Origin of the sequence: Paenibacillus profundus (genome assembly GCF_021369635.1) — a bacterium.
GTDB lineage: Bacteria > Bacillota > Bacilli > Paenibacillales > Paenibacillaceae > Paenibacillus_B > Paenibacillus_B profundus.
The window spans coordinates 1-23515 of sequence record NZ_JAJNBZ010000033.1; the positions used below are offsets into that span (position 1 = coordinate 1).

At 45.2% G+C, this 23515-nt stretch carries 22 protein-coding genes; 7 read left to right on the forward strand and 15 right to left on the reverse strand.

Annotated features, from left to right (window positions below; genetic code table 11):
* Positions 1-511: 511 nt before the first annotated feature.
* Positions 512-955, reverse strand: coding sequence for a carboxymuconolactone decarboxylase family protein (locus tag LQV63_RS25590; protein WP_019419828.1), 444 nt, complete (start codon positions 953-955; stop codon positions 512-514).
* A gap of 533 nt (positions 956-1488) precedes the next feature.
* On the opposite strand from LQV63_RS25590, the gene LQV63_RS25595 reads away from it, so the two are divergent.
* Both LQV63_RS25595 and map read left to right on the forward strand, forming a co-directional pair.
* Positions 1489-2025, forward strand: a complete 537-nt coding sequence (locus LQV63_RS25595) for a hypothetical protein (protein WP_233698783.1) — start codon at positions 1489-1491, stop codon at positions 2023-2025.
* Positions 2022-2768, forward strand: coding sequence for a type I methionyl aminopeptidase (map, locus tag LQV63_RS25600; protein ID WP_233698784.1), 747 nt, complete (start codon positions 2022-2024; stop codon positions 2766-2768). The genes LQV63_RS25595 and map overlap by 4 nt, the downstream gene beginning before the upstream one ends.
* On the opposite strand, the gene LQV63_RS25605 is transcribed toward map, so the two are convergent.
* From LQV63_RS25605 to LQV63_RS25625, 5 genes are all read right to left on the reverse strand, one after another.
* On the reverse strand, positions 2755-3645 hold the full coding sequence (locus tag LQV63_RS25605; RefSeq protein ID WP_233698785.1) for an RNA polymerase sigma-70 factor: 891 nt from the start codon (positions 3643-3645) through the stop codon (positions 2755-2757). The two genes, map and LQV63_RS25605, sit on opposite strands and share 14 nt — an antisense overlap.
* Positions 3646-3677: 32 nt before the next feature.
* Positions 3678-4463: a LamB/YcsF family protein gene (locus tag LQV63_RS25610; RefSeq protein ID WP_019419832.1), complete on the reverse strand. Its 786-nt coding sequence runs from the start codon at positions 4461-4463 to the stop codon at positions 3678-3680.
* Complete coding sequence (locus LQV63_RS25615; RefSeq protein WP_325175923.1) at positions 4464-5483, reverse strand: 5-oxoprolinase subunit C family protein; 1020 nt, start codon at positions 5481-5483, stop codon at positions 4464-4466. It lies immediately after the preceding gene.
* Positions 5480-6250 (reverse strand): 5-oxoprolinase subunit PxpB, encoded by a 771-nt coding sequence (gene pxpB / locus LQV63_RS25620; RefSeq protein WP_233698786.1) that lies wholly within the window; start codon positions 6248-6250, stop codon positions 5480-5482. The genes LQV63_RS25615 and pxpB overlap by 4 nt, the downstream gene beginning before the upstream one ends.
* 490 nt (positions 6251-6740) lie before the next feature.
* A complete protein-coding gene (locus LQV63_RS25625; RefSeq protein ID WP_233698787.1) occupies positions 6741-7055 on the reverse strand; it encodes a HesB/IscA family protein in 315 nt (104 codons plus the stop codon).
* A 107-nt stretch (positions 7056-7162) separates the two neighbouring features.
* On the opposite strand from LQV63_RS25625, the gene trhO reads away from it, so the two are divergent.
* Together trhO and LQV63_RS25635 are read left to right on the forward strand one after the other, a co-directional pair.
* Positions 7163-8047: an oxygen-dependent tRNA uridine(34) hydroxylase TrhO gene (trhO, locus tag LQV63_RS25630; protein WP_233698788.1), complete on the forward strand. Its 885-nt coding sequence runs from the start codon at positions 7163-7165 to the stop codon at positions 8045-8047.
* 45 nt (positions 8048-8092) lie between these two features.
* Positions 8093-8734 carry a helix-turn-helix transcriptional regulator gene (locus LQV63_RS25635; RefSeq protein ID WP_233698789.1) on the forward strand — a complete coding sequence of 214 codons (642 nt, stop codon included), beginning with the start codon at positions 8093-8095 and terminating at the stop codon, positions 8732-8734.
* A gap of 170 nt (positions 8735-8904) precedes the next feature.
* Here LQV63_RS25635 and LQV63_RS25640 read toward each other — a convergent pair whose 3' ends face one another.
* The gene (locus LQV63_RS25640) at positions 8905-9369 is read right to left on the reverse strand and encodes a hypothetical protein (protein WP_233698790.1); all 465 of its coding nucleotides are present in this window, start codon (positions 9367-9369) and stop codon (positions 8905-8907) included.
* Between the two features lie 36 nt (positions 9370-9405).
* The gene (locus LQV63_RS25645; protein WP_233698791.1) at positions 9406-11439 is read right to left on the reverse strand and encodes a serine hydrolase; all 2034 of its coding nucleotides are present in this window, start codon (positions 11437-11439) and stop codon (positions 9406-9408) included.
* Between the two features lie 175 nt (positions 11440-11614).
* On the opposite strand from LQV63_RS25645, the gene LQV63_RS25650 reads away from it, so the two are divergent.
* Positions 11615-12331 (forward strand): response regulator transcription factor, encoded by a 717-nt coding sequence (locus LQV63_RS25650; protein ID WP_019419841.1) that lies wholly within the window; start codon positions 11615-11617, stop codon positions 12329-12331.
* Complete coding sequence (locus LQV63_RS25655) at positions 12321-13721, forward strand: sensor histidine kinase (protein ID WP_233698792.1); 1401 nt, start codon at positions 12321-12323, stop codon at positions 13719-13721. The genes LQV63_RS25650 and LQV63_RS25655 overlap by 11 nt, the downstream gene beginning before the upstream one ends.
* Before the next feature lie 75 nt (positions 13722-13796).
* Here the strand turns inward: LQV63_RS25655 and LQV63_RS25660 are convergent, their stop codons facing one another.
* On the reverse strand, positions 13797-16043 hold the full coding sequence (locus tag LQV63_RS25660; protein ID WP_233698793.1) for an alpha/beta hydrolase: 2247 nt from the start codon (positions 16041-16043) through the stop codon (positions 13797-13799).
* A 313-nt stretch (positions 16044-16356) separates the two neighbouring features.
* On the opposite strand from LQV63_RS25660, the gene LQV63_RS25665 reads away from it, so the two are divergent.
* A complete protein-coding gene (locus LQV63_RS25665) occupies positions 16357-17358 on the forward strand; it encodes a MerR family transcriptional regulator (protein ID WP_233698794.1) in 1002 nt (333 codons plus the stop codon).
* A 68-nt stretch (positions 17359-17426) separates the two neighbouring features.
* Here LQV63_RS25665 and LQV63_RS25670 read toward each other — a convergent pair whose 3' ends face one another.
* The 6 genes from LQV63_RS25670 to LQV63_RS25695 form a co-directional block, all read right to left on the reverse strand.
* Positions 17427-18881 (reverse strand): alpha/beta hydrolase family protein, encoded by a 1455-nt coding sequence (locus tag LQV63_RS25670; protein WP_233698795.1) that lies wholly within the window; start codon positions 18879-18881, stop codon positions 17427-17429.
* Positions 18882-19307: 426 nt separating this feature from the next.
* Positions 19308-20330 (reverse strand): alpha/beta hydrolase family protein, encoded by a 1023-nt coding sequence (locus tag LQV63_RS25675; RefSeq protein WP_233698796.1) that lies wholly within the window; start codon positions 20328-20330, stop codon positions 19308-19310.
* Positions 20330-20779, reverse strand: coding sequence for a hypothetical protein (locus LQV63_RS25680; RefSeq protein WP_233698797.1), 450 nt, complete (start codon positions 20777-20779; stop codon positions 20330-20332). The genes LQV63_RS25675 and LQV63_RS25680 overlap by 1 nt, the downstream gene beginning before the upstream one ends.
* 571 nt (positions 20780-21350) lie before the next feature.
* Positions 21351-21770 carry a GNAT family N-acetyltransferase gene (locus LQV63_RS25685; RefSeq protein ID WP_233698798.1) on the reverse strand — a complete coding sequence of 140 codons (420 nt, stop codon included), beginning with the start codon at positions 21768-21770 and terminating at the stop codon, positions 21351-21353.
* A 247-nt stretch (positions 21771-22017) separates the two neighbouring features.
* Positions 22018-22422 (reverse strand): nuclear transport factor 2 family protein, encoded by a 405-nt coding sequence (locus LQV63_RS25690; RefSeq protein ID WP_233698799.1) that lies wholly within the window; start codon positions 22420-22422, stop codon positions 22018-22020.
* 41 nt (positions 22423-22463) lie between these two features.
* Positions 22464-23066 (reverse strand): nitroreductase family protein, encoded by a 603-nt coding sequence (locus LQV63_RS25695; RefSeq protein ID WP_233698800.1) that lies wholly within the window; start codon positions 23064-23066, stop codon positions 22464-22466.
* Between the last annotated feature and the right edge of the window lie 449 nt (positions 23067-23515).

Consider the following 23515-nt stretch of genomic DNA (forward strand, 5'->3'; position numbering starts at 1 on the left):
CTTCCTGTATGTATTCGAGACTTACGACTGTTCGGCCCTTCCCGAAAAAAAAAAACTTCCCGGTACTATGGCTTCTGCTGACTTCTCACAGCAAGCTTTACTCCGTTTTTCGGATTTTTTTTTAAAAACCTACTTGACGTCTGTGAGATCTCCCCGGGTAAGAGCGATAACCTTCCCCTCATCTATCTGCCACATTTACATGATGGGATTCGGGCAGTATTGGACTTTGCTTTGTTAAGCAAGCTCGTCCGTCCCGCCATGCCTTGTATGTGATTTCTGTTCGTCAGACCGAGGGTTTGCCTCCGGCTTCCTTCAGATTCCGCCTCGCGGCGGACACCCTTGCCTTTGGCTAACAGTTCCTACTGCCAAGCCTGTAGCGGACTTTCACCGCCGAGTTATCGCCCATGCCGGGCGCACTTAAAAAGTCCATGGTTTTCAACCAAGGACTTAAACGATATAACTCTATTAATGTAGTTCCCCGAGGGGACCTGCCTTCAAGAACACCGTTATTCTATTCACAGGCAGGCATTTTTCTTGACGAGATGGCAATTCGGTTCCATGCATTGATGGTAGCGATAGCCATAATGATTTCTGCGGTTTCCTTTTCATCGAAATAACGGCGCGCCTCCTTGTATACCTCATCAGGCACATGACCTTCGGTCACTAAGGTGACTGCTTCCGTCAAAGCCAGCACGGCTCGCTCTTCCGGAGTGAAGAAGGGCGTTTCACGCCATGCGTTAAGCGCATAAATGCGCTGCTCCGTTTCGCCCAGCTTACGCGCATCCTTCGTATGCATGTCGATGCAAAATGCACAGCCATTGATTTGGGAAGCGCGGATTTTGATTAGTTCCTTCATTCGCTTATCGATGCCAGCAGACATTTGGGCCTTCTCTAGTTCGATCATGCCCGCATAGCCTTTAGGGTTTACCTCTTCCATTTTAAATCTCGTGTCCATGTACAATTCCTCCTTGGGTATTGGCATTGAATAAAGCAAGAGATGACTTCTCATCGCTTACCTTTCATCTATTTGACAAAATGAGTGCTGAATTTGTGACATCAACTCGGATCAACAAAATCATATTTTGTGCAATAGCGTGATCGGATTGACGATAATTCGCTTCATTAGCCCCTTTGCTCCATTCTCCCCTTCCTTCAGGAGTGAGCGGCGTGCCCAAGACGATGCTGGTTAACTGCATTGTAATCCGCCGCGTCATGCCATGATTTGCGTAACCGCATGCGCCTTATGCTCGCGATTTTCTTTCCTGACGGTAAGGGAGAATGGATATATGGACCACTGCACTGCATGGAAAACCGACAATTGGTTCGTATGACAAAGAAAATCTGCCATTCTGAATAAAGGGGAGAATGAGGCAAGAGACGAAACCGGCATACCTTTATTGAAGTTTGACTTCATGATCACGTTCTGTTATAAATGGATTAACCACATCAATCCATTGAAAAAGATGAAATCGTGAGGAGATGCTAGTATTGAGTCCCGTCCTATCTCGTCCGAATTTTTTTCTCAGCGTACTCAATCAGATGAAAGAGCATGACAACCAGATGGAGACAGGCAGTCTGGAACAAGAGCTGCAAAGTCTATTGCTGCTGCTGGCGAAGTCCGTCCAAGCCAAACAGGCATTAACTGCCGATTCCGTGCAGCGAATCAATGACGCTTTTCAACATTATCATGCTATCCGTCTAAAATTAAGCATTGCCACGCCTGCAAATATTCCTGTGCCTGCATCAAGCTGCCTTTCTGACAAGGTCAGTGCTCCTTCGTTGCTGCTTCATACCGAGTTCGTAGACCCTCCGAATCAGTTGAAGCGAATCTATATGGAAGCCATCCTAAGTCTGCTTGAGGCTATGGAGAAAGAGCAACTGGAGCTGCAGCGTTGCATCCAGTGTCATAGCTGGTTCATTCCCTATCAGCGGGCTAAAGTAAATAAGTTTTGTAGCGCGAAATGCCGCAATCGTTACAACTACCTGCAAAAAAAGAATTTGATGAAGCTGGAGGAAACACGATGATGATCTTGAAATCCGATCAAGAGATTGGAATCATGAGGGAAGCAGGCCGTATCGTAGCTGAGTGCCATGCGTTAATTGCAGACACGATTAAGCCCGGCATAACGACACTTGCCATCGATCAAATGGTAGAAAAGCATATTCGCGCAAGAGGAGCGGTACCCAGCTTCAAAGGACATCACGGCTTCACAGCCTCCATCTGCGTGGCGAAGAACGATGTTATTTGTCATGGATTTCCAGATGATGCGCCATTGCAGGATGGGGACGTCGTTACCCTTGATGTCGGGGCGTTCTTCAACGGTTACCATGGAGATTCCGGCTGGACCTATGCGGTCGGTACCGTCTCCACGGAAATCGCTCAGCTTATGGATGCCTGTCATCAAAGCTTGCTGCTTGGCATTGATCAGGCTGTCGTCGGAAACCGTATTGGAGATATCGGATTTGCGATCGACACGTTTGCGACGCGCCACGGGTACGGCAATGTCAGAGAATTTACGGGCCATGGGCTCGGCAAGGATCTGTGGGAAGAGCCGCCTGTTCCCCACTACGGCAGACAAGGGATGGGGCCCCGATTAAAAAATGGCTTGGTGCTCGCCATCGAACCGATGTTCACGCTTGGAGACTGGCGCGCCTATGTCGAAAGTGATGGCTGGACGGCACGAACGATTGACCACTCGATTTGTGTCCAATATGAACATACCGTTGCCATTACCGACAATGGGCCTGAAATTCTTACAAAGCTTTAAGAGGTTGAATGCGTTCGAGCTTGTTAGGATTCGATATGAAAAAGATGCGTACGAGACGCTTCTGCTCTCCCGGCTTCGCGCCCCAGCCAAAGCATATCGCGAGAACCGGACTGCCATTTCTGACAAGCACCATTCCTCTCTGGCCGTTAACTTCGACAGGGAGGATCTCCCCTTCGAAATACCCTCTCGGCACAATTCCGTTCAATAGCGCCATTATTCGCTGTCTGCCTATGATCGGACGTAATGCGCAGCGTACTTTGCCGCCGCCATCCATAATGAGCAGGGCGTCATCGGCGACCATGCGAATCACGTCATCGAAGTTGCCTGTTTTGGATGCAAGTATGAAGGCTTGGACGAGCGCTTCTTCTTTTTCCGTATGGGGAGAAGCCGCAGGCAGCTCTTGACGCAGCTTCTTGTTGACGCGGCTGTAAATTTTACGGCAATTCTCTTCTGACTTATCCAATATCCGGGCGATTTCACTGTAACTATAAGCAAGCGTTTCCCTTAAAATGAACACGGCCCTTTCCACGGCGTTCAATTGTTCGAGCAGGACGAGAACCGCGTACGAAATGGATTCATCCTTCACCGCCAGCTCCATCGGATCCTGTTCTGTCAGATTGATCAGAGGCTCAGGCAGCCACGGACCAACATACACTTCCCTCCGTTTACGGGCCGATGTCATGAAGCTGATGCAACGATTGGTTACCGCTTTAGTTAAGTATGCTTTCATATTGCGGACATGTACCATGTCGAGCTGCTGCACCTCGATGAACAGATCCTGCACGATATCTTCCGCGTCGGCCAAGGAACCGAGCATACGGTACGCAATCGCAGTGAGCATCGTCAGATTGTTCTCGTAGACTGTTTCCCATTCCATGGCATTCTCTCCGATCTGTATATCTAATGATATCATTGGAAATTCCCGTCAGGTTTACGATCGCGCACAGCTTGAAGCTGGATTCCCTCAGATAGAAGCATGTCCCGGATTCGAGCGGCAAAGTGCAGCGCATGTGTCCCATCTCCGTGTATGCATATGGTCTCTGCCGTAAGCTTAATCTCCATATTCTCTCGCGAGCGGACGGTGCCCTCTTTCACCATCTGGATAATCTGGGCGGCAGCCTGCGAGGGGTCGCTGATTAGCGCATCTGGCTCGCTTCTCGGGGTGAGGCTTCCATCTCGGCAGTAGGTCCGATCAGCGAACACTTCGCTGGCCGTCTTCAGCCCTGTTCGGGTTCCGGCACGAATTATTTCGCTGCCCGAGAGACCATACAAGACCAGCTCGGGATTCACCTTATAGACGGCTTCGGCAATCGCTTGAGCCAGCTTGTCATTCTGAGCCGCCATGTTATATAGAGCTCCGTGCGGCTTGACGTGCTGCATTCTGCCGCCTTCGGCTCGAACGAACCCCTCTAAGGCGCCGATCTGATACACGGTCATGTCATACGCTTCTTGTGGCGTAATATTCATGTTACGTCGGCCGAAGCCCGCCAGATCCGGCAGTCCGGGATGAGCACCGATAGCCACTTGCTTCTCCAGAGCCATATTTACCGTTTTTCTCATGGTCTGCGGATCACCCGCATGAAAACCGCAAGCAATGTTAATAGACGTCACCTTATCAAGAATCGCCTCATCGTTTCCCAACGTATAGGCGCCAAAGCTCTCCCCCATATCACAGTTCAGATCGACGGTATACATTCAAACGCCCCTTTCTTTCGTGAGATAAAGCCCGATCGCTTTTTCCGTCAGAGCAAATGACTGCTCTGCATCCATATACAGCTCTTCCGCGTGTTCCAACGATATTTCGGCCAAGCGTATGCTTTCCCCAGGCTTCACTTGGGCCAGCACAGGAAGATCGACACTCGCCACTTGCGCGATTTTCGGATAGCCTCCTATCGTCTGGCGGTCCGCCATTAATATGATCGGGTTCCCTTCCGGTGGGACTTGCACCGTTCCGAACGACACCGCTTCGGAGATCGGTTCAAAAGGTTGCATCAATCGGATAGCCTGTCCCTCTAAGCGATACCCCATCCGGTCCGATTGAGGTGTGACATAGAATGGCCGGCTGACAAAAGCCGCCTTGCTCTCTTCGGTAAAATGCCTGAAGTCACGGCCTTGAATAAAGCGGATCACCGGCTCTTGCGCATACGCAGGGCGGGACGGGAAACCGATAAACCAAGGCGCAGCCGCAAAAGGCTTTGACTCTAGCGCTGCCAGACCATTCCTCGTATATTTCGCCGCACAGTCGGAAACAGCACCACAGCGGAGCACATCCCCGGTCCTCAGTGCTCTTCCTTCGAGCCCTCCGAGCCCCGCACGCAAATAGGTGCTGCGGCTTTGCAACACCAGCGGCACATCGATTCCTCCCGCAACGGCTAGATAAGCGCGAGCCCCCCATATGCAGGGACCGAATTCGAGCACCTCTCCCGCTCTGATGATGACCGGTCTCCATAACGGAACCTTCTGCCCGCCGATACTCGGCGAAAGATTGCCTCCGCATATGGCGATAAGCGCTTCGGCATCAAAGCGGATGGACGGTCCTCGCAGCGTAATTTCCAAAGCCTCGTCCCCCTGGTCATTGCCCACCAGCACATTCGCTGCGCGAAGGGCGAACGAATCCATTGCTCCGCTGACAATGACCCCCTGCTGCTGATACCCGAACCTTCCTTGATCTTGAATCGTAGTTAGAAGTCCTGATTTTATAATATACAGACTCATATGTCATCCTCTTTCCACGCGGCATATTGTTCGGGGGCGATCGGCCGGAAGCGGACGATGTCACCCATTTGCAGCAAGCTCGGCGCAGCATGATCGGGACGGAACAGCTTCAATGGGGTTCTTCCGATCAACTGCCACCCCCCGGGCGTGGCAATCGGATAGACTCCGGTCTGCTTGCCTCCTATTCCGACTGAACCCGGGTCAATGGTTGGTCTCGGAGAGCTGCGTCTAGGGACAGCGATCCGTTCCGGCATGCCGCCGAGATAAGGAAAGCCCGGCGCGAATCCGATCATATACACCAAGTAGTCCTGACTCGCGTGAATCTTAATGACTTCCTCCGCACTCAGCCCGGTGTGCACCGCAACATCATGTAAATCAGGCCCAAACTCACCTCCGTAGCACACCGGTATTTCCACGATTCTGGAACTGCCAGCTTCCACTGATTCCAGACCCATCACCATCCTGCTGACGATCCTCTTGATGATCTCAAAAGGGGATCGGTCGTCCTTGCCACCACTGCGAGACCATTGGTCACCCGTGACCGGATCCCGCAATTTCAGCGGCTCGTAGAACACGGTGACTGTCGTATACGCTGGCACAACTTCCACGATGCCCGGAACAGGGTTCCGCTCCATTTGCGAACACAAGGCGCGTATTTTGCCATGGGTGTCCGGGTGGATACTGCCGCCCCAATCAACGACAATCGCACGATCTCCGAGCGGCAGCACGAGAACATCACTCTCATCCGTTTCATATAAGCCTGACATGTGTCTCCCCCTTGCTATTGAGTCAGCGGTCTTGTTGTCTGTCTTCTTGATCATGCCACTATATTCTCCTTCATTTCAAGTCCCCGCTGCGCGACCGGTACATCTATACGTCAATCCCAATCTCTTGAAAAGAAGCTCTTGAAGCCCTGCAAAAAATAGTCGCCCTGAAATGCGACAGCGGCAGAAATAGTCTCATTTCTGCCGCTGTCTTGCTTTTGAACTTTAGCCACGGGCAAACACAATATCACCGTGGAGACAATCGATCGTTAAATTACGGCCGTCCAAATACCATGCATCATTTTCTTCCATAAAGAATGTAATTCCGTCACCGACATACGTGTTCACGGGATACTGCGGTTCATCTTTCGTGATGCCAAAAGCGAATGCATCTTCTCCCCCGCCGCTATATCGGACATAAATACGGATAAAGTCACCCTTGCGGTATTCCCAGTCTCACAAAGCTCATATGAAACCTTCCTTTCCTCGACGATCAGTCGCATTTTTTGGCTTTCCCCCGATAGGCAGCCGTTCGAAAGCTGGCTCCGCAACCGCATGTGAATTTAGCATTGGGGTTGTCTATCGTGAAGCCACCCGTCATTCCGGTTTCCATATAATCAATATGTACACCTTCAAAGTACTCCTCACTGGCATTGCCAATGACAACCTCAAATCCTTTCCATTCTATTACTCGGTCGTCTTCTTGCCGTGAATCGTCAAAGAGGATGCTATAGGATAAACCGCTGCACCCCCCATCGCTAACTCCTAGACGCAGAAAATACGGTTCAGCGCCAATGTCCTTTAGCATGAACTCCCACTTGTCAACCTGCCATGTTGTGTTACAATACTTTTTATAGATAAAATTTTACTTTGTCTGATATTTTCCATAAAATATAATGAACCAGGTGGAATGTAATGAACCAAGAATCTGTATACTCAGTGCTTCTATTTTATAAATACGTAAACATTCCCGATGCCGAGCAATTTGCGAAGGAGCATTTGGACTATTGCAAGAATCTTGGCATCAAAGGCCGGATTTTGATTGCCGATGAAGGAATCAACGGAACGCTGTCCGGTACCGTTGAACAAACAGAGCAATACATGCATGATTTGCGTCAGAACCCTCTCTTTGCCGATATCGTGTTTAAAATAGACGAAGCAGATGGACACACCTTCAAAAAAATGTTTGTGCGTTATAAAAAAGAGCTGGTTACCTTTCGTGTTGATGATGAGGAGCTTGATCCCAATATCCTGAGCGGTAAAAAGCTTAATCCCAAACAATTTTATGAACATCTTCAGCGTGACGACGTTATCGTGCTGGATGGCCGGACCGGTTACGAATATGATATCGGCCATTTCCGCAATTCCATTCGACCGGATGTGGAGAGCTTTCGGGAATTCCCGGAATGGATTCGGGAGTATATGAGCGAACATAAAGACAAGCCTATTCTGACCTACTGTACAGGAGGAATCCGCTGTGAGAAATTGAGCGGCTTTTTGCTGAAGGAAGGATTTCAAGAAGTATACCAATTGGATGGCGGCATCGTATCTTACGGAAAAGATCCTGACATAAAAGGAAGACTTTTCGATGGCAAATGCTACGTATTTGATGAACGGATTTCTGTGCCGATTAACCATACGGATGAAGATATCGTCGTGGGACGTTGCCATCATTGCAGTAAACCTACTGATCGATACATTAATTGTGCAAATGATGCTTGCCATCAGCAGCATATTTGTTGTGAAGAATGCGATAGCATTTATAATGGTTATTGCTCTGAGCAATGTGCCCCGCTGTAAAGGCAGCCTGCTAAATGAAGTTAATAACAAGGCGGTGAACTGCATTTGCAACCACAAGACGATATGTCGACCCGGGAGACGATTTTATATCTGTTAAAAACGAATGATGAGCTTAGCGCCAAAGAACTTACGGAACGGCTCAACATTACTTCCATGGCGGTCCGCCGCCATATCGACGCTCTAGAACGCGATGGTTTTATTGATTCGAGAACTGTACGGCAACCAATGGGGAGACCGTCTGCCATGTACTATCTAACAGAGCGTGCTAGTATACTATTTCCAAATAAGTATCACGCCGTAGCCCTCGATCTCCTTCATGAATTGGTGCAGGAATCGGGAGAAAATATGGTAGAGCGATTGTTTGAACGCCGCAAAGATGCATTATACAAAAAGCATGCTGAATCAATGGAAGATAAAAGCTTTCAAGAGAAAATAGCTTTACTTGCTAATATTCAAAACGAAAATGGCTATATGGTGGAGTTGAAAAAAAACAGCGATGACGAGTTCGTTTTTACGGAGCATAATTGTCCGATCTCCCAAATTGCCAACAAGTACAACCATGCCTGCACATGTGAACTGAAGTTATTTGAGTCTTTGTTGGACGCGGATATTTCTCGTCCGGAGTGCTTGTCAAAAGGGGATAGAAAATGCGTGTATACGATTCGGAGACGCAACCGCCAATCCTAAATTAGGGCTTAACAAAGTTGTACGTCGGATCATCCTGATCGAGATAATAAACGTTTTCCAAAATGTACAAACCATCGTCTATCCCGCATCTGGCATTCTATATATTTATTGCTAGAAGCTGCAATTGACCGTATATGGTTCAATTTGCAGCTTCTTTGTATGCAATATAATCATTCAGAACTTTCGCAGGTACTAAGCGATGTCGCTGGACTTCGTGAATGAGCAGCCGAGCTCCAGGGCGGCTTTGTTCGTTTAGGCAGATAATATACTCTCTGCAGCTTATAATCTATTCCTTTAGCGACAATATAAAATGTATTGTTGAATGCAACATGTTCAAGACAAAACGCAATGCCTTCATTATATCCACGCGAGAGTTGGGAAATCGATTTACGCTCTTCCTCCGTTGCCAATCGAATCGTATCTATTTTAAACAATGATACGGGACATGAAATAAAGGATACTTCGATGAATTCGATTTCGATATCATGGTAATAACAAAAATTGAAATCGAAACTTCCCGCTAAAACAAGTTTCCAGCCGCTATCAAATTGATAAATATAAAAATCGTTAATGTTGGTTTTTATCATTTCCGCTTGGAGCTTCAATAATTTTTCTCTGCATCGGGTCTCCAACACTCATTCCCCCCCTATCATGTTGCGACTCAGACTGCTTTAAGAAGAAACGCTCCATTTACTCGCTAAATAAATGAGTGCCGCAGCTTCCTGACGTGTCATCATCTTCTTTGAGCGATAATCCACTGCTCCATCAGGAGAAATGGAAACCTCTGGTCCGTAATATTGCTTGCCTGCAATGAACTTCACCGCGCTTTCTGCCCATGGCTCTGTATCACCGACAATGGCGCCTTCTGACGGCTTGGCGCCAAAGCCCGACATCACTCTCGACATGATCGCGGCCGCCTCTTGCCGGACAATCGGCCGATTCGGTTCGAACAACCGCTCGCTTGTTCCCTTGATAAAGTTATATTCCAAGGCCGTTTGGATTTTTCCGGCTTCCGGCATATCGTGAGTATCTTCGAATATTAATGGAGCTTTTGACGCAGGGATGCCTGTCCAGTTTATCAGCTGCACTACAAATTCCGCACGCGTTAGCGGTTCGTTCGGACCGAATGTTCCATCCGGCTTGCTCCCAACAATGCCGAGCTGATGCAAGCCTTCAATGTATTCCGCGTAAGGATGATTGTCGGGGACATCTTGAAACCGCTCGGGCTGAGGGAGCTTTTCTACCCAACTTACCCGATTCGTTTTGGAAAACATATATCCGATCGTGCCATCCGGGTTTTCTTTAAAAGCGACCTGGCTTCCATTCTCGTCTTCGAACAGAAGGGGATCCACCTGCCGAACGACTTGCTTGCCTGTAAGATTTTCCAGCTCCAGCCTTCCGTCTGCAGCGGCATGTATACGGGTAAGCACGTAGCTCACTCGCAGATCGCGATACACGCCTTCAAAGCGTCTCAGCTGTTCTTTTGTTGGAGTCAGGTATTTTTTTGGCGCTGGTTCTGGCTTGGGATAGTAACGGTCCATAAAGGCTTTGAATATTTTTTCCTGCAGCTTCCCCGATTTATTGTAAACGATAAACGCGCCTACATTTTGTTCCGGCAACAGCCACATCCAGGAGGAAAAACCACCCGGAGCCGCCCCACTTTTGCCAATGACATTCTGTCCGTTATAGTAATCCTGATAAGCGTATTCGAATCCGTAAGCCATATTTGGCACTTTGGGGTGAATTCCCATGTGCACTTTACTCATTTCTTTGACCGTTTCTTCCTTCAAGATCCGGTTGCCATCCAACTTCCCCTGATTTAAGAAGGCAATCATGAACTTGGCCATGTCACTGCCCGTAGTCAGCATGCCTCCATGAGGCATATCGTTCGGAGCAAAATGGTAGATTGGAGAGGTTTTGTTATGTTCATTATAGCCGGCAGCCAATTTCTCGCGAAGCTCGGGCGTCATCAAAAAGCCGCTGTTATTCATTCCTAACGGTTTAAATATGTTCTCGTTTACGTATTGGTTAAATGGCAAGCCCGACATGTTCTGAACGATATATCCCTGCAGCATAGAGGCAATATTATCGTATTTGAACACATCACCTGGTTTTCGAATAACGGTAGGCATCCATTCTTTCACATACTCCTTAAGCGGATACACTTTGGACAAGTCATATGAAATGGAGTCGCCCTGTGGAGGGTCAACGATATCAAATCCCGTCGTATGTGTTAATAAATGCTCCACTGTAACGGGGAAGTCCGTATTATTTTTGATCTTGATATCCCCCATATACTCCTGAACATCATGATTCACATCAATTTCACCTTGCTCTACAAGCTGCATGACGGCGGTTGCAGTAAAGACTTTGGAAACCGATGCAATGCGGAACACCGTCTTTTCCGGGTCAGCCGGCGTTTTCTTGTCTACATCCGCATAACCGTATCCTTTCTGCAACAGCACCTTTCCATCTTTGACCACCACAAAGACGGCTCCTGGAATCCCCATGTCTTTAACGTCCTGCCGTTCAAAAAACTCGTCGGCAAACGCCTCGACCTCCTTAGAGCTTACAGGACCCAACGACTTGTTCGCGTATGAACCCGCTTCTGCCGAAGAGGCATAAACCGAAGGCACGGCTGATGAGACCATTAACAGACTGGCAAGTATGATCACTGCCTTTTTTCGTATACGAGAATGAATCATGATCATTTCCCCTCCGTTACCATATGTTTATTCTTGAGTCAGATAACGTTATTGTACAGAGCGAATCTGTCCCCTCACTTTCACTTTTCTTACATTAATCTTACATTCATTCTTACATAGAGGAGATTGCTGGACTAGCTTGAATTACATAATGACAGATAAGGAGGGACAACTCATGGGCAAAACGATCCTCATCGCTGATGATGAACCGGAAATTGTAGCATTGCTAAGACTATTTTTAGAAGTAGAAGGATATTCAGTGGTCGAAGCGAGCAATGGTAAAGAGGCTTTAGCGTATATACAAAACATTAGCATCGATCTGGCTGTCATAGATATCATGATGCCTGAGCTCGACGGTTATCAATTGATAAAGTTAATTCGAAAAGAATATAAGCTGCCCATTATCATTTTATCTGCCAAAAATCAGGAAACGGATAAAATTCTAGGTCTCGGTATCGGGGCAGATGATTTTATATCTAAACCGTTTAGTTCCATGGAGGTGCTCGCCCGCGTACAGGCTCAGCTGCGAAGAACCTACGAGTTCAATGAGGCAGATCCCGTTGCACTCGATTCACAGACATGTGTAGGCGACATGGCACTCGACCACCATTCGTGTATGTTGTATAAGCGAGGACAGCCAATCTCGCTTAGTTCCATAGAATATAAGCTGTTAAAGCTTTTCATGGATGCTCCCGGACGCATCTACACTAAGAAACAGATTTTTGAGAAGGCATGGTCGGATCAATATTTTGCTGATGACAACACCATTATGGTTCAAATCAGCAGACTTCGGGACAAAATTGAGGATCAACCGAGAAATCCTATGTATATCAAAACGATTCGTGGACTGGGATACCGATTCGCGAAAAAGGATGAACTCGATGAGAACTAAAAAAAAGTTATCGAGCACCCTCATCAAAAATTATGTTTTCTTTTCTTTCACTGTAGGAATCATCGTATTCATACTACTGGTCGTAGCTAATTATCGTCTGATTCACGAGTTTGGAGGTACTGCATTTTCGAAATTGAAAGCAAGTGAGGTTGTACGCCAAAATTATGTTGAAATGCCTTCCGAAGGGATTGAATTGCTGAAAGGATGGGTAGAAATTCTCGATGATCATCTACAAATTGTTTATATCAAAGGAAAAAAACTAGATCATTCCTCTTCCTATTCGGAAAAGGAATTAAACCGCTTATTTTACGATCAAGAAGAGCGCTTATATCATGCTACCCTAGCACCCTTTGAGACGGAAGACGGTCGAACATTCTACTGTCTTGTTAAAATCCCCAAAGAATATGTTTCGCGCAACTTTACGATAACAAGCGGTTCTGAAGGCCATAATGCAATTTTTTGGAAGTTAATGATGCAGTCGTTCATTCTCTTTCTCATTTTATATGGCATCAATGTGTATATCTACAGCCGATGGACAGCAGCCAAAATAACCAACCCGCTGCGTTACATTGCGGAGGGCATCAAACATGTATCCAACGGTCATTATTACAAAAGGCTTGATTTTAGAGCAAACTATGAATTACAACAAATCCAGAAACATTTCAACGCTATGGCTGAAAAGCTGGAGAAAACCGAAAGAGAGAAGAAACAATTGGAGGAAAGTAAGCAGCGCATGCTGGTCGATATCTCCCATGATCTGAAAACGCCAATCACCACGATCCAAGGCTACGTTGAAGCATTGCAGAGGGGACTTATCCAGGATGAAGCGAAGAGACAAAGCACGCTCGATCTCATTTACACGAAAGCGAAACTAGTTACGGCATTAATTGAAGATGTATTCGAACTGTCCAAGCTTGAAAGCCCTGATTACCCATTTTCAACAGACTTATTAGATATCGCAGAATTTATCCGTGAAATTGCGGTGGAATTCTATGTTCCATTCGAGGAGAAACAGTTCAACTTTCAGTTTGATATTCCCGCACATGAAATAACCGTTCCTTTTAACTATAAACTGTTATATCGTGCTGTTTCCAACATCCTGTCCAACGCTTTAACCTATAATTCACAGGGGACTGAAGTTCTCCTAAAGTTGCTCGATGACCCCAAACATGTCCATATTCATATCATCGACGATGGAATTGGGATTTCTGATACCTACAAAGAAAAAGTATTTGATGCTTTTGTTAGAGGAGATCAGTCGAGAAAAAGCGACGGGGGTACGGGTCTTGGATTGACCATCTCTAAAAATATCATTGAGAAACATGGCGGTCAGATTCGTTTAGACACAAGCCAAGGAAACACCATGTTCCAGATCACGTTGCCTAAGTGATTCAAAACTGAAAGGCTGCTGACATGTTGCATAAGCCAGCAGCCTTTTTTTGTTGTTGCATGTGCATGTTACATGCTATTTTCTGATTCCGATGTTGTTGATTAAGACGGTGCCTTTCTCTGTTTTGTCGAATTCAAACCCTACCGTCCGTACTTGCTGTGGATTAAAGCGAGGGTTAACCTGTTTAAAGTCATTGAACTGAAAACTAAAGTTTTGAAATACAGGTTCTTTCGTTTGCCCGAAATTTGCAAATGGCCTTTTTAGCAATTTCCCTTCTATGCTAGGTAATAATTTTGAAATATGACTTAGCGGAAGACTTGCTTGGTTGCCGTTCTTGTCTTCGACTTTTACAGTTAAATCGATCAAACCTTCTTCATACGACATGTTTTTTCTCTCACTATAATCCGCCATCGAGAATACAACTGAACTATTGTCTCCGACATCCAAGCCTTCATCAGGCATGACGACAGAATAGGAAGCAGCCTTGGATTGTTTGCTGCGATCCCATCCTAAACGAACGGCGCTGTGCTGATCCTCTCCAAATTTCATTTTAACCTTTTCTTCCTTCCATTCCTGCAAATTCTCTCCAATGAGCCTGCCTCCGGGAATCGTCGTGCTCTGTAAATCAATATCCTCATTGAATGAAGCGATTAAAGTGGTCTGTGAATCATCATAGTTGCTGATATACATCGTATCGGGAAGCCATTCCTTGGCGTAACCAATATCTTTGAATACTTCTGTGTACTCATGCTTATTCTTCAGCGTCGCATCCAGAAAGGAAGAAATGAATACCTTCGCTATCGTTTCTTGCTCGTCTCGGGCCATAAGCTGCTTCAGGTTAAACAGTTGATTCGCCGTTCCTAAGCCGTCGCCTCTGCTCCACACGCGATTGAACTGGCCGTGATTGGCCCCATAGATATATACGGAAGCTTTCATGAAGTCTTCCTTATCGGTAAAGCTTATCCGATTATATTGGCTCGAACCGCGGAAGGTATTGACATCCATATCCTGAGCTCCATGTAAAGCTAAATAATTCACATTTTGAAGAGGCATCAGTTTTCCGGAAGGGCGATATTGTTGGTCTGTGCCTGCAATCGATATAAGGGAACGGATATGAAAGTTATAATCAAATTTGATATTTCCATTATCCGGGTGCGTGCTTAGTTTATTGAAAGCAGCTGCAATCGTAATCGCTTCTGCACCTCTGGAATGACCGATAAGCGCAATTTGGCCCATATCCACTTTTTGATAGAACGGGTTGCTACTGCTGCTATTCCATTCCTTCCAAGCCTTAATATGCTCGAGCATTAATAGCCCTCTTGCTGGATTTTCCTTCTCTAAAGCACTGACCACGAACATATCATCGTAGGGAGATACATTTAAAAAGTTCTCATCGATGGAAACAAAGATATAGCCGCGACTTGCAAGAAGTTCACCTAGATAATCGTAGCCTGGATCAGAATAATCTGTCATCATATGATTCCCATGCGCGATAATCACCAATGGAAATGGACCTTCTCCTTCTGGATACCAGACCAATCCGTTCACAGGCATCGCATCTGGCCCCAAGCCTACAGTCTTCGTTCTCAAGGAGGACCATTTCTCCACGTAAGCTGACCCATCCACCGTTTTCGTCGTGAGAGAATCGCTTCGATTGAACTCTTTGCGATAGCTGTTTTCACTGCCGTACGTTAACGTTTTGACTGGATAAGGACCTTCCTCCGCGGGGTTGTTAAGAACATGATTTGTGTAACGCGCTGATGTTTTCAACTCTTGCAAAGTCACTCCACGGATTCCCTCATCGCCATCATTGACAACCCAGTACCCGCCTATCCCGATAGCCACAGTTGTCGTAACGGATAATACGACAGCTGTCAGCTTCTTCGATCGTTTCGCATGCTTGTAGCTGCCCGTCACAAGCTTATACAGGATAGCGCCCCATAGGGAGAGAATAGCGATGACCAAGAGGACAAAGATGCTCGAAACTTCCATCGGCCCCATAAAACAAATGAATAATAAGATAAAGGAACTGAAGAACAACCAGAGATAACGGCTTGGAATTTGCTTAATCCCATGTACGATGATCGCAAGCAATCCGCTTATGATCAAGACAACGACGATGGATATAACCGTACCTACAGCAAATTCAATAAATCCACGCGCCCCCAATAAATAGTTCGCTTGCATGATGACAAGAATCAAGGTTGCTGCAGCTAAGACGAAGGATGCTCCCTTCCATCCCGCAGATAAGGGTTTTATATGTTTACGATTCACTTTTAATTTGCGGATGATATGATTGGCTCTCTCTTTGATCGTCTCCATTTCCGAATCCTCCTGTTGACATGTATAGTTAACTTCCCAACTAAAGTTCATGTTACAGGATTTCTCTTTCTCTTCACTTTCACTATTCTTTCATTAATCTTACAAATTACGGCTGCTTGACACACCTTAAAGAGGCATTTCATCTTGTCCTGTTACCCATACGAGAGTTGATCAATAGCGAATACTCTCGCTTGCCCTGTAACGATCCCCACCCAACAGAAAAAAATAAAACAATACGCTGCCTTGATTAAAACAGTATGATTGATTCTCCAGCTACAGGAGGTGGTATAATTCGAACAGGAGGTGTAATGCTTTGCATTCAAAGAGCAAGATTGACAACAAGATACAGCATGTTTCTGATTCCACAACACAAGACGGAACCTATTCGATTGGGGAAGCAGCTAAAATGATCGGATCCACCGTAAAAACCGTCCGTTACTACGATGAAATCGGATTAGTAAAGCCCACAAGCTATACCGAGGGAGGGCATCGATTATACACGACGGAAGATATATGGCGCTTAGAGCTGATTACAACCCTGCGTTATCTAGATTTTGGAATTGATGAAATAAGCAAGATGATATCTGGAGAAATACCGGTTGCCAAAGCGCTCGACTGGCAGATCGAATCCTTAGAGACACAGGTTAGTACGCTTATGAATATGATATCGATTTTTCGTCAAGCGAAGGAACACGAAGGGGATTCGTTGCGTTATATCTATGATCTGGTAAACACACGGGTAATAAATCCCGAAAAACGAAATCAATTCATAACAGAAAAAGTGGAAAAATCCAAATTTTTAGATGGCATTTCTGAAGAATGGAGAGGTTCACTTTTTTATTTCTTTAACAAATATATTATCAATCAAGTAAAAGTATCGGCTAAACAAACCGTCGCTTGGAATGAATTGCAGGAGCTCGTAAACGATTCTCAGTTTTTATCGGATCTTAGGCACGATGAGTTTCTTTTTTTTAACATGGTGCATCAGCCTCGATTCGATGCTGCCACCTGGGTCAAGAAGCTTGAGGACATCCATATCCGACTAGATACTGCATTGAAGCAGAAATGTTCTGCCGATAGTCCTTTCGTACAGACCATTGTCGAGGATACTGCCATGCTGTATGCGAACTCAGATCAGTCTATCAACAAAGAAGAGTTTTTTCGCTACTTTGCCGAATATGCACAAAATCCCAGAACAGAACGGATCGAACGTTTCAATACGCTATGTTCCATCTTAAGCCCTAAATTCCGCTCATTTTCTAAAGGAAACACTTTACTGCTACAAGGAATACAGTGGAAGCTCGAACATATGTAAACAGCAATACCGAACAGCCGAGGGCTAGCCGCCCTCAACTATTCGTATATAAATTCAGAAATTCGGTCTCAACCTCTCTGCAGTGTGAACTCCGGATGGTCACCGATATTCTGTTCCAATAAATGAAACGGCTGTTGCTTCAAATAGTGGTCAAAGAAATCAAGCGAGTATTCGTTAATAAGCCGATGTACGCTTCGTACATCCACCCCTTCCATCCTTTCGAACACAGGTGAAATCAGATACATGTCGGAGAAGCCCATATGTTTCATATGTTTAATTTTCATCCAATAATTACCACCCACTGTTACAGACTCTTGCCGTGCAAAAGTGTCACTAAAAAACTTGGTTAACTCCTCTCTTGTCGTACCCTGGGAAGCGATATTCTCATCGCTCATATTCTCTGTACCCGTTAGCGTGTCATCTGCGCTCATCAGCAGAAATGGCTTCTTCAGTCCGTCTGCCGGAATCCGGAGTTTGCCATATAGTCCACCGTCCATATTGATCGCTGCTTTAATTCTGGAATCTGTCATCAGCATTTGAGCGGTTGTTGCTCCACCGAAGGAATGACCGAACATGCCAATGTGCTCCAGATCCATTCGACCTGTAAAACGATGGTCTGGATCGTTCTTGGCAAGCTTCTCGACTTGATCGAGCACAAACGTAGCGTCTTCCACCCATTTTTCGTTTAATTTATCTAAATAGTCGATCGTATTACTTTCTTGGGGAACAAAATGTACAACACGGCCATCAGGGAAAACCGATGTAGTGCTATGGTAAGTATGATCAATTCCTACAACAATATAACCATGACTTGCTAATTGTTCGACCTCAAATGTGTTTTGATTTTTAACCCCGTTTAATCCATGCGAAAATAGGAGCACCGGATAGGTGGATTCCTTATCGGATAGCTCTGCTTCTTCAATAGCATGAGTTTTGACGAAGCCGATGCTTGTAAATAACAGTTTAGGCATATTCAAGGCTTTGCTGTATCCATTTGCAAAAATATCAGGGTGAGAAACATAGGGTGCTGTCTTTCCCTTTGTGGTTGAACTAGCCGGATACCAAATCTGTACCATCAATTCACGCTTATCGCCGGGTTCGGAAGTATTTGTCTCCTCTCGTCGATCATCTTTCCAATCATAGGACACGGTTCCTATTTTGTATGGGCCTGTCGGCTGCTCAAATGTGAATACCGGAAGCAGGAGAGGCAGAGCCACGGCTATGAAAGAATAAAGCACTGCCAATATCGTAATAAGAATGACCCGTATTCGGGATGCCTTCTTTTTCACTTCCTTCGATTTGAACATGTACCTGTAAGCAAAGATAACGATTGGGATTAACGTCATCACATAGACCGGAATCATCTGCCAACGCATGCCTTCGATGAGCCCGTGAATCAGCACTACTATGGCGGAAATGCCGAACCCAACGAGCAGCCCTCGCTGCGACTTGTTCCGAGCAAATATGAACCAACCGAGCAATAGGATATTAAAAATGGTAGACAACATTTCAAAAGACCTCATAAGAATAAATCCTCCTCGTTTACTGTTCTAGCTGCCCGCTAGCCAAAGTATACAACCTCCTGCGGCTGGACAATCAACACTTATTTTTCATGCCATTGTTAGAATCGAGCATGATGAAATAAAATAACCCATTCTCAGAATGGGTTATTGATACAGAGGAATCTCTATACGACGGAAGATATTTGGCGCTGAGAGCTCATTACTACTCTTCGTTATCTGGATTTTGGATTTGATGGCATACGCAAAATGATGTCTGGAGAAATACAGGTTGCCAAGGCGCTTGACTGGCTGCAAAGAATGCAGTGGAAACTTGAACATTTGGATGAAGGGTAAACATTCGCTAATGGCTCAATCTACAGCAAGACGAACCGTTGAGGGTTAGTCGCCTCAACGGTTCGATTACAATGTCAGAAATTCACTTCGCTCTCAGCCCTTTTTTAGCGTGAAATCTGGATGGTCTCCAATATTTTGGTCTAATCGTTTAATTGGTTCTTGTTTTAAATAATGGTCAAAGAAATCGAGCGAATAATCGTTAATCAATCGATGTGCACTACGTACATCCAACCCTTCCATCCATTCGAACAAGGGGGTGATCAGATACATATCGGAAAAGCTCATATGTTTATTGTGTTTAAGCGTCATCCAGTAATTTCCTCCTGCTGTTACTGGCTCATATCGTGCAAACATTTCATCGTAATACTTTGCAACCTCTTCTCTATTCGTACCCAGGGCAGCAATGTCCGCGTCGCTCGTGTTCGCTACACCTTTCACCGTATCATCGGCACTCATCATCAGAAATGGCTTCTTCAGTCCGTCTGCCGGGATTCGCAGTTTGCCATATAGTACGCCGTCCATATTGATTCCCGCTTTAATTCTGGAATCTTCCAGTAGCATTTGAACCGTTGTAGCTCCACCGAAGGAATGACCGAACATGCCAAGGTGCTCAAGATCCATTCGGCCTGTAAAAAGACCGTCTGGGTCGTTACTGGACAGCTTTTCGATTTGATCGACTACAAATTTAGCATCTTCTACCCATACTTCATTCCTCTTGTCCATAAATGAGTACTTCATCTGTTCAAATCCCTGTACGCCTCCCGAGTCAAAATTTGCAACACGCCCATCAGGGAAGACGGATGCAACGCTGCTGTAAGTGTGATCGATCCCTACGACAATATAACCGTGACTTGCTAATTGTTCGACTTGAAAGGTGTTTTGATTTTTGTATCCAGTGAATCCATGTGAAAACACGAGCACCGGATACTTGGAATCCGTATCAGCTAGCTTGGCATTCTCAATCGCATGAGTCTTGACGAGATCAAGGCCTGTATATATTTTCTTAGGCAACTTCATTACTTTATTGAATCCTTCTGCGTAAGGAGCCGCATCAGCAATATATGGCGCCGTCTTTCCCTTTGCAGTTGAACTAGCCGGATACCAAATCTGTACCATCAGTTCACGTTATCGTCGGGTGCCTTAGTAAAGTGTTCCTCTCGCGTGTTATCTACCCAATGGTATGATACGGTTCCTATTTTGTATGGACCTGTCGGCTTCTCGAATGAGAAGATGGGAAACAGGAGCGGCAGGGCCACTGCTACAGTAGAATAGAGCACTGCGAGTGTCGTAACCAGAATAATCCATATCCGGCGCGGTGCATTCTGTTTCTGTCCTTTCGGTTTGAAAATGTGCCTTAGCGCAACGCTGAACACTGGAAATAACGTCATCAGATAGATCGGAGTCATACGCCAACGCAGGCCTTCGACGAGCCCATGTGTAACCATAAATAAGATGGAGATGCCAAAACCAACGAGCAGCCCTCGCTGCGACTTGTTCCGAGCAAATATCAACCAACCGAGCAATAGGACATTGACGGTGATTAATAACATTTCAAAAGTCCTCATCTGAAAAAACCTCCCTGTTCACTATCTTGATGCCTTCTAGTTCCCCTGCCTCTTGGAACTAAAAATAAGTATAAAACCTCCTGTTACAGGAGGTTCAATACTCTGGTGGAGCAGAATCTGGCGATAGTTTCAGGCTTTATGATGTAATGAGGCTTCGGATCAAACCAATGAAAAGCTTGGCCGCTATAATCGTATCAACAGATTCTGTTTTTAGATAAGTAAACGTACTTCATTTCCTCGATACGCGGCCAAGTACTTCTATCCATTCTCCCTCTCGTTCAGAACGGGCATCCCTCCGCAGGGTGAGGTTAACTTTGTTGCACATGTCTCTAGTACCATTGCTTCTCAGACGATGCTGCAACAACACCATTAGATCATACCGCCTAGCACCTGAGACATGCGGGAATCGTTGTTACTGAAATTCAATAGTTCAACTTATGTAGGTGTTTATTTCATTTTCTCCTTAATTAACTCTGCCGCAATGCTGTCGCTAGGTTTAGCTTGACTACCGCTAACTTCTGGCAACTGATGAATGGCATAAATGTCTTTATTCTCACATAATCGAATCATATTAACTTATTGGTTTGAAATACACCCATTCCGGATCGCCTTCATCAAGGTTCTCGATCACGCCGCTCCTGACAAACCCAAGTGATTCACAGACCTTCTGCATCGTTACATTGGATTCATTCGTTGATGTGAATAATTTGGATGTTGGGCAGTTTTTTTCGACATACTGAATAAGCCCGCTTGCAGCACCCTTCCTTCTGAATTGAGGAAGTACGATTACTAACCAAATGAAGCAATTATCATAGAACGAAGTATCAAACACGGCAAAGCCAACTGGTTTACCATCCATTCTCGCGATAATGCACGTTTCTTTTTCTATGGATTCCGATAGATACTCTTTCCTGCTGTCATTCCCGATAACGCTACTATCGATTTGGCAGATGCCTTCTAGATCAAGACTTGTCGCCTTTTCAATAATCATAAAATATATTCCTTTCTTGTGAGCGTGAATTCTTCGCAGGCTGCAATTTGCAAAACGAAGAAAACTTTCCCCTCGTGTAGTGGTTTTATATGATATATATTCTTCAATGGCATCAATTTTCCTGCGATGCATCGCAGAAACAGGAAACAAACAGCAGAGCATTCCCGGCCATTGACTGGTGGAAATGCTCTGCTGCTTCTACATCGTTGCTTCAGTTATATAGTAAAACAAGAGAGTATATATCTTTTTAGACTGTCATTGCCTTCTGAACAACATGACTATCTACATATTGTTTGAACTTCACGATTTTTCCGTTTTCGAGTTCCCAGACGTGTACAAAATCTGCTTGAAATGCTTTTCCCGTCTTTTTATACGTTCCCGAATAGGCACCTTCCGCAATAATAATATCCTTACCTTCTACTTCATGATACGTATGCACACTTGCTTTATAATCATTCCATTCGGATGCCAGGCGGCTAAATACATTTTCCATGACAGCTTCTGGACCGATGTATGTTCCGCCATATGGAAAACCTGCCGCTTCGGTCCATTCTACATGCTCTGAAAGAGCTTCAAGCAAACGCTGAGCGTTTGAAGAGGACGGACCTTCATATGTGCTGCGAACAATTTCTAAATTGGTAAGTTGACTCATTATTTTCGTTGCTCCATTTTCTATATCGATATTCGTTCGTTTTAATAAAATTTAACAACATCCTCAAATGGCAAGAATGTTCTTTCACCTGCTTGTTCATTTGGCTCGCCAAATGGCATTTGCGCTACTAAGCTCCATTGTGGAGAAATATTCCATGTGTTCTTCACTTCTTCGTCAACAATTGGATTATAGTGCTGTAAAGATGCCCCAATGCCTTCTGCTGCTAGAGACATCCATACTGCATACTGCAGCATTGCACTTCCTTGATGAGACCAATAAGGAAATTGTTCTTTATAGAGTGGAGCTTTTTCTTGCATTTGTTGGACGGTCTCTTGGTTTTCAAAGAATAAAATCGTCCCTGCTCCATCCCGAAATCCTTGTAATCTTTCCACCGTTGCTTCAAAATTTTCTGCTGGAACGCGAGCACGAAGCGTTTCTTTTACGATATCCCAAAACTTTTCATGCTCGGCGTTCATTAATACAACCATGCGTCCACTTTGCATATTAAAAGAAGATGGCGCATGTAAAGCCGTTTTTAGAACTTCATTGATTCTTTCTTTCGTAATCCATTCATTCTTTTTCACCTTGCGGATTGAACGGCGATTGATGATTGCATCTTTTAGGTTTGTTGTGGCTACTGACATTTTTGGTTCCTCCAATATATGTTTTATTTATAAATGATATATTTGCTAATTCCTTGTATACACTACCTCGCCTTTCCTCTTATCCCCCCTCCAGTTGTAACAACAGAGATTACAACGTAGGCAAAAAAATATGCATGCTCTACTATAGAGATTTGCACCTGAATACTTACACACATACTGCGAAGCGTATGTCTGCTCGTATTGTACAATCAGGATTGGGCTGCTCATGGAATTAAAATATCACTGGATTGTATTTACACTTTCCTCCATTTTCAAATTCGTGCCCTGCTGTAACCATTATAGTTACAACTGAATTAGAAGTCAACCACTTCATAATAAAAATTTTGGGTGATGCAGTATATACCGCCCCCGTCTACACTCCATCGGACAAACATGGAAATATATCTTTTTCAGTGATATCCACGAATGTACATTTCATCCATTTCCTT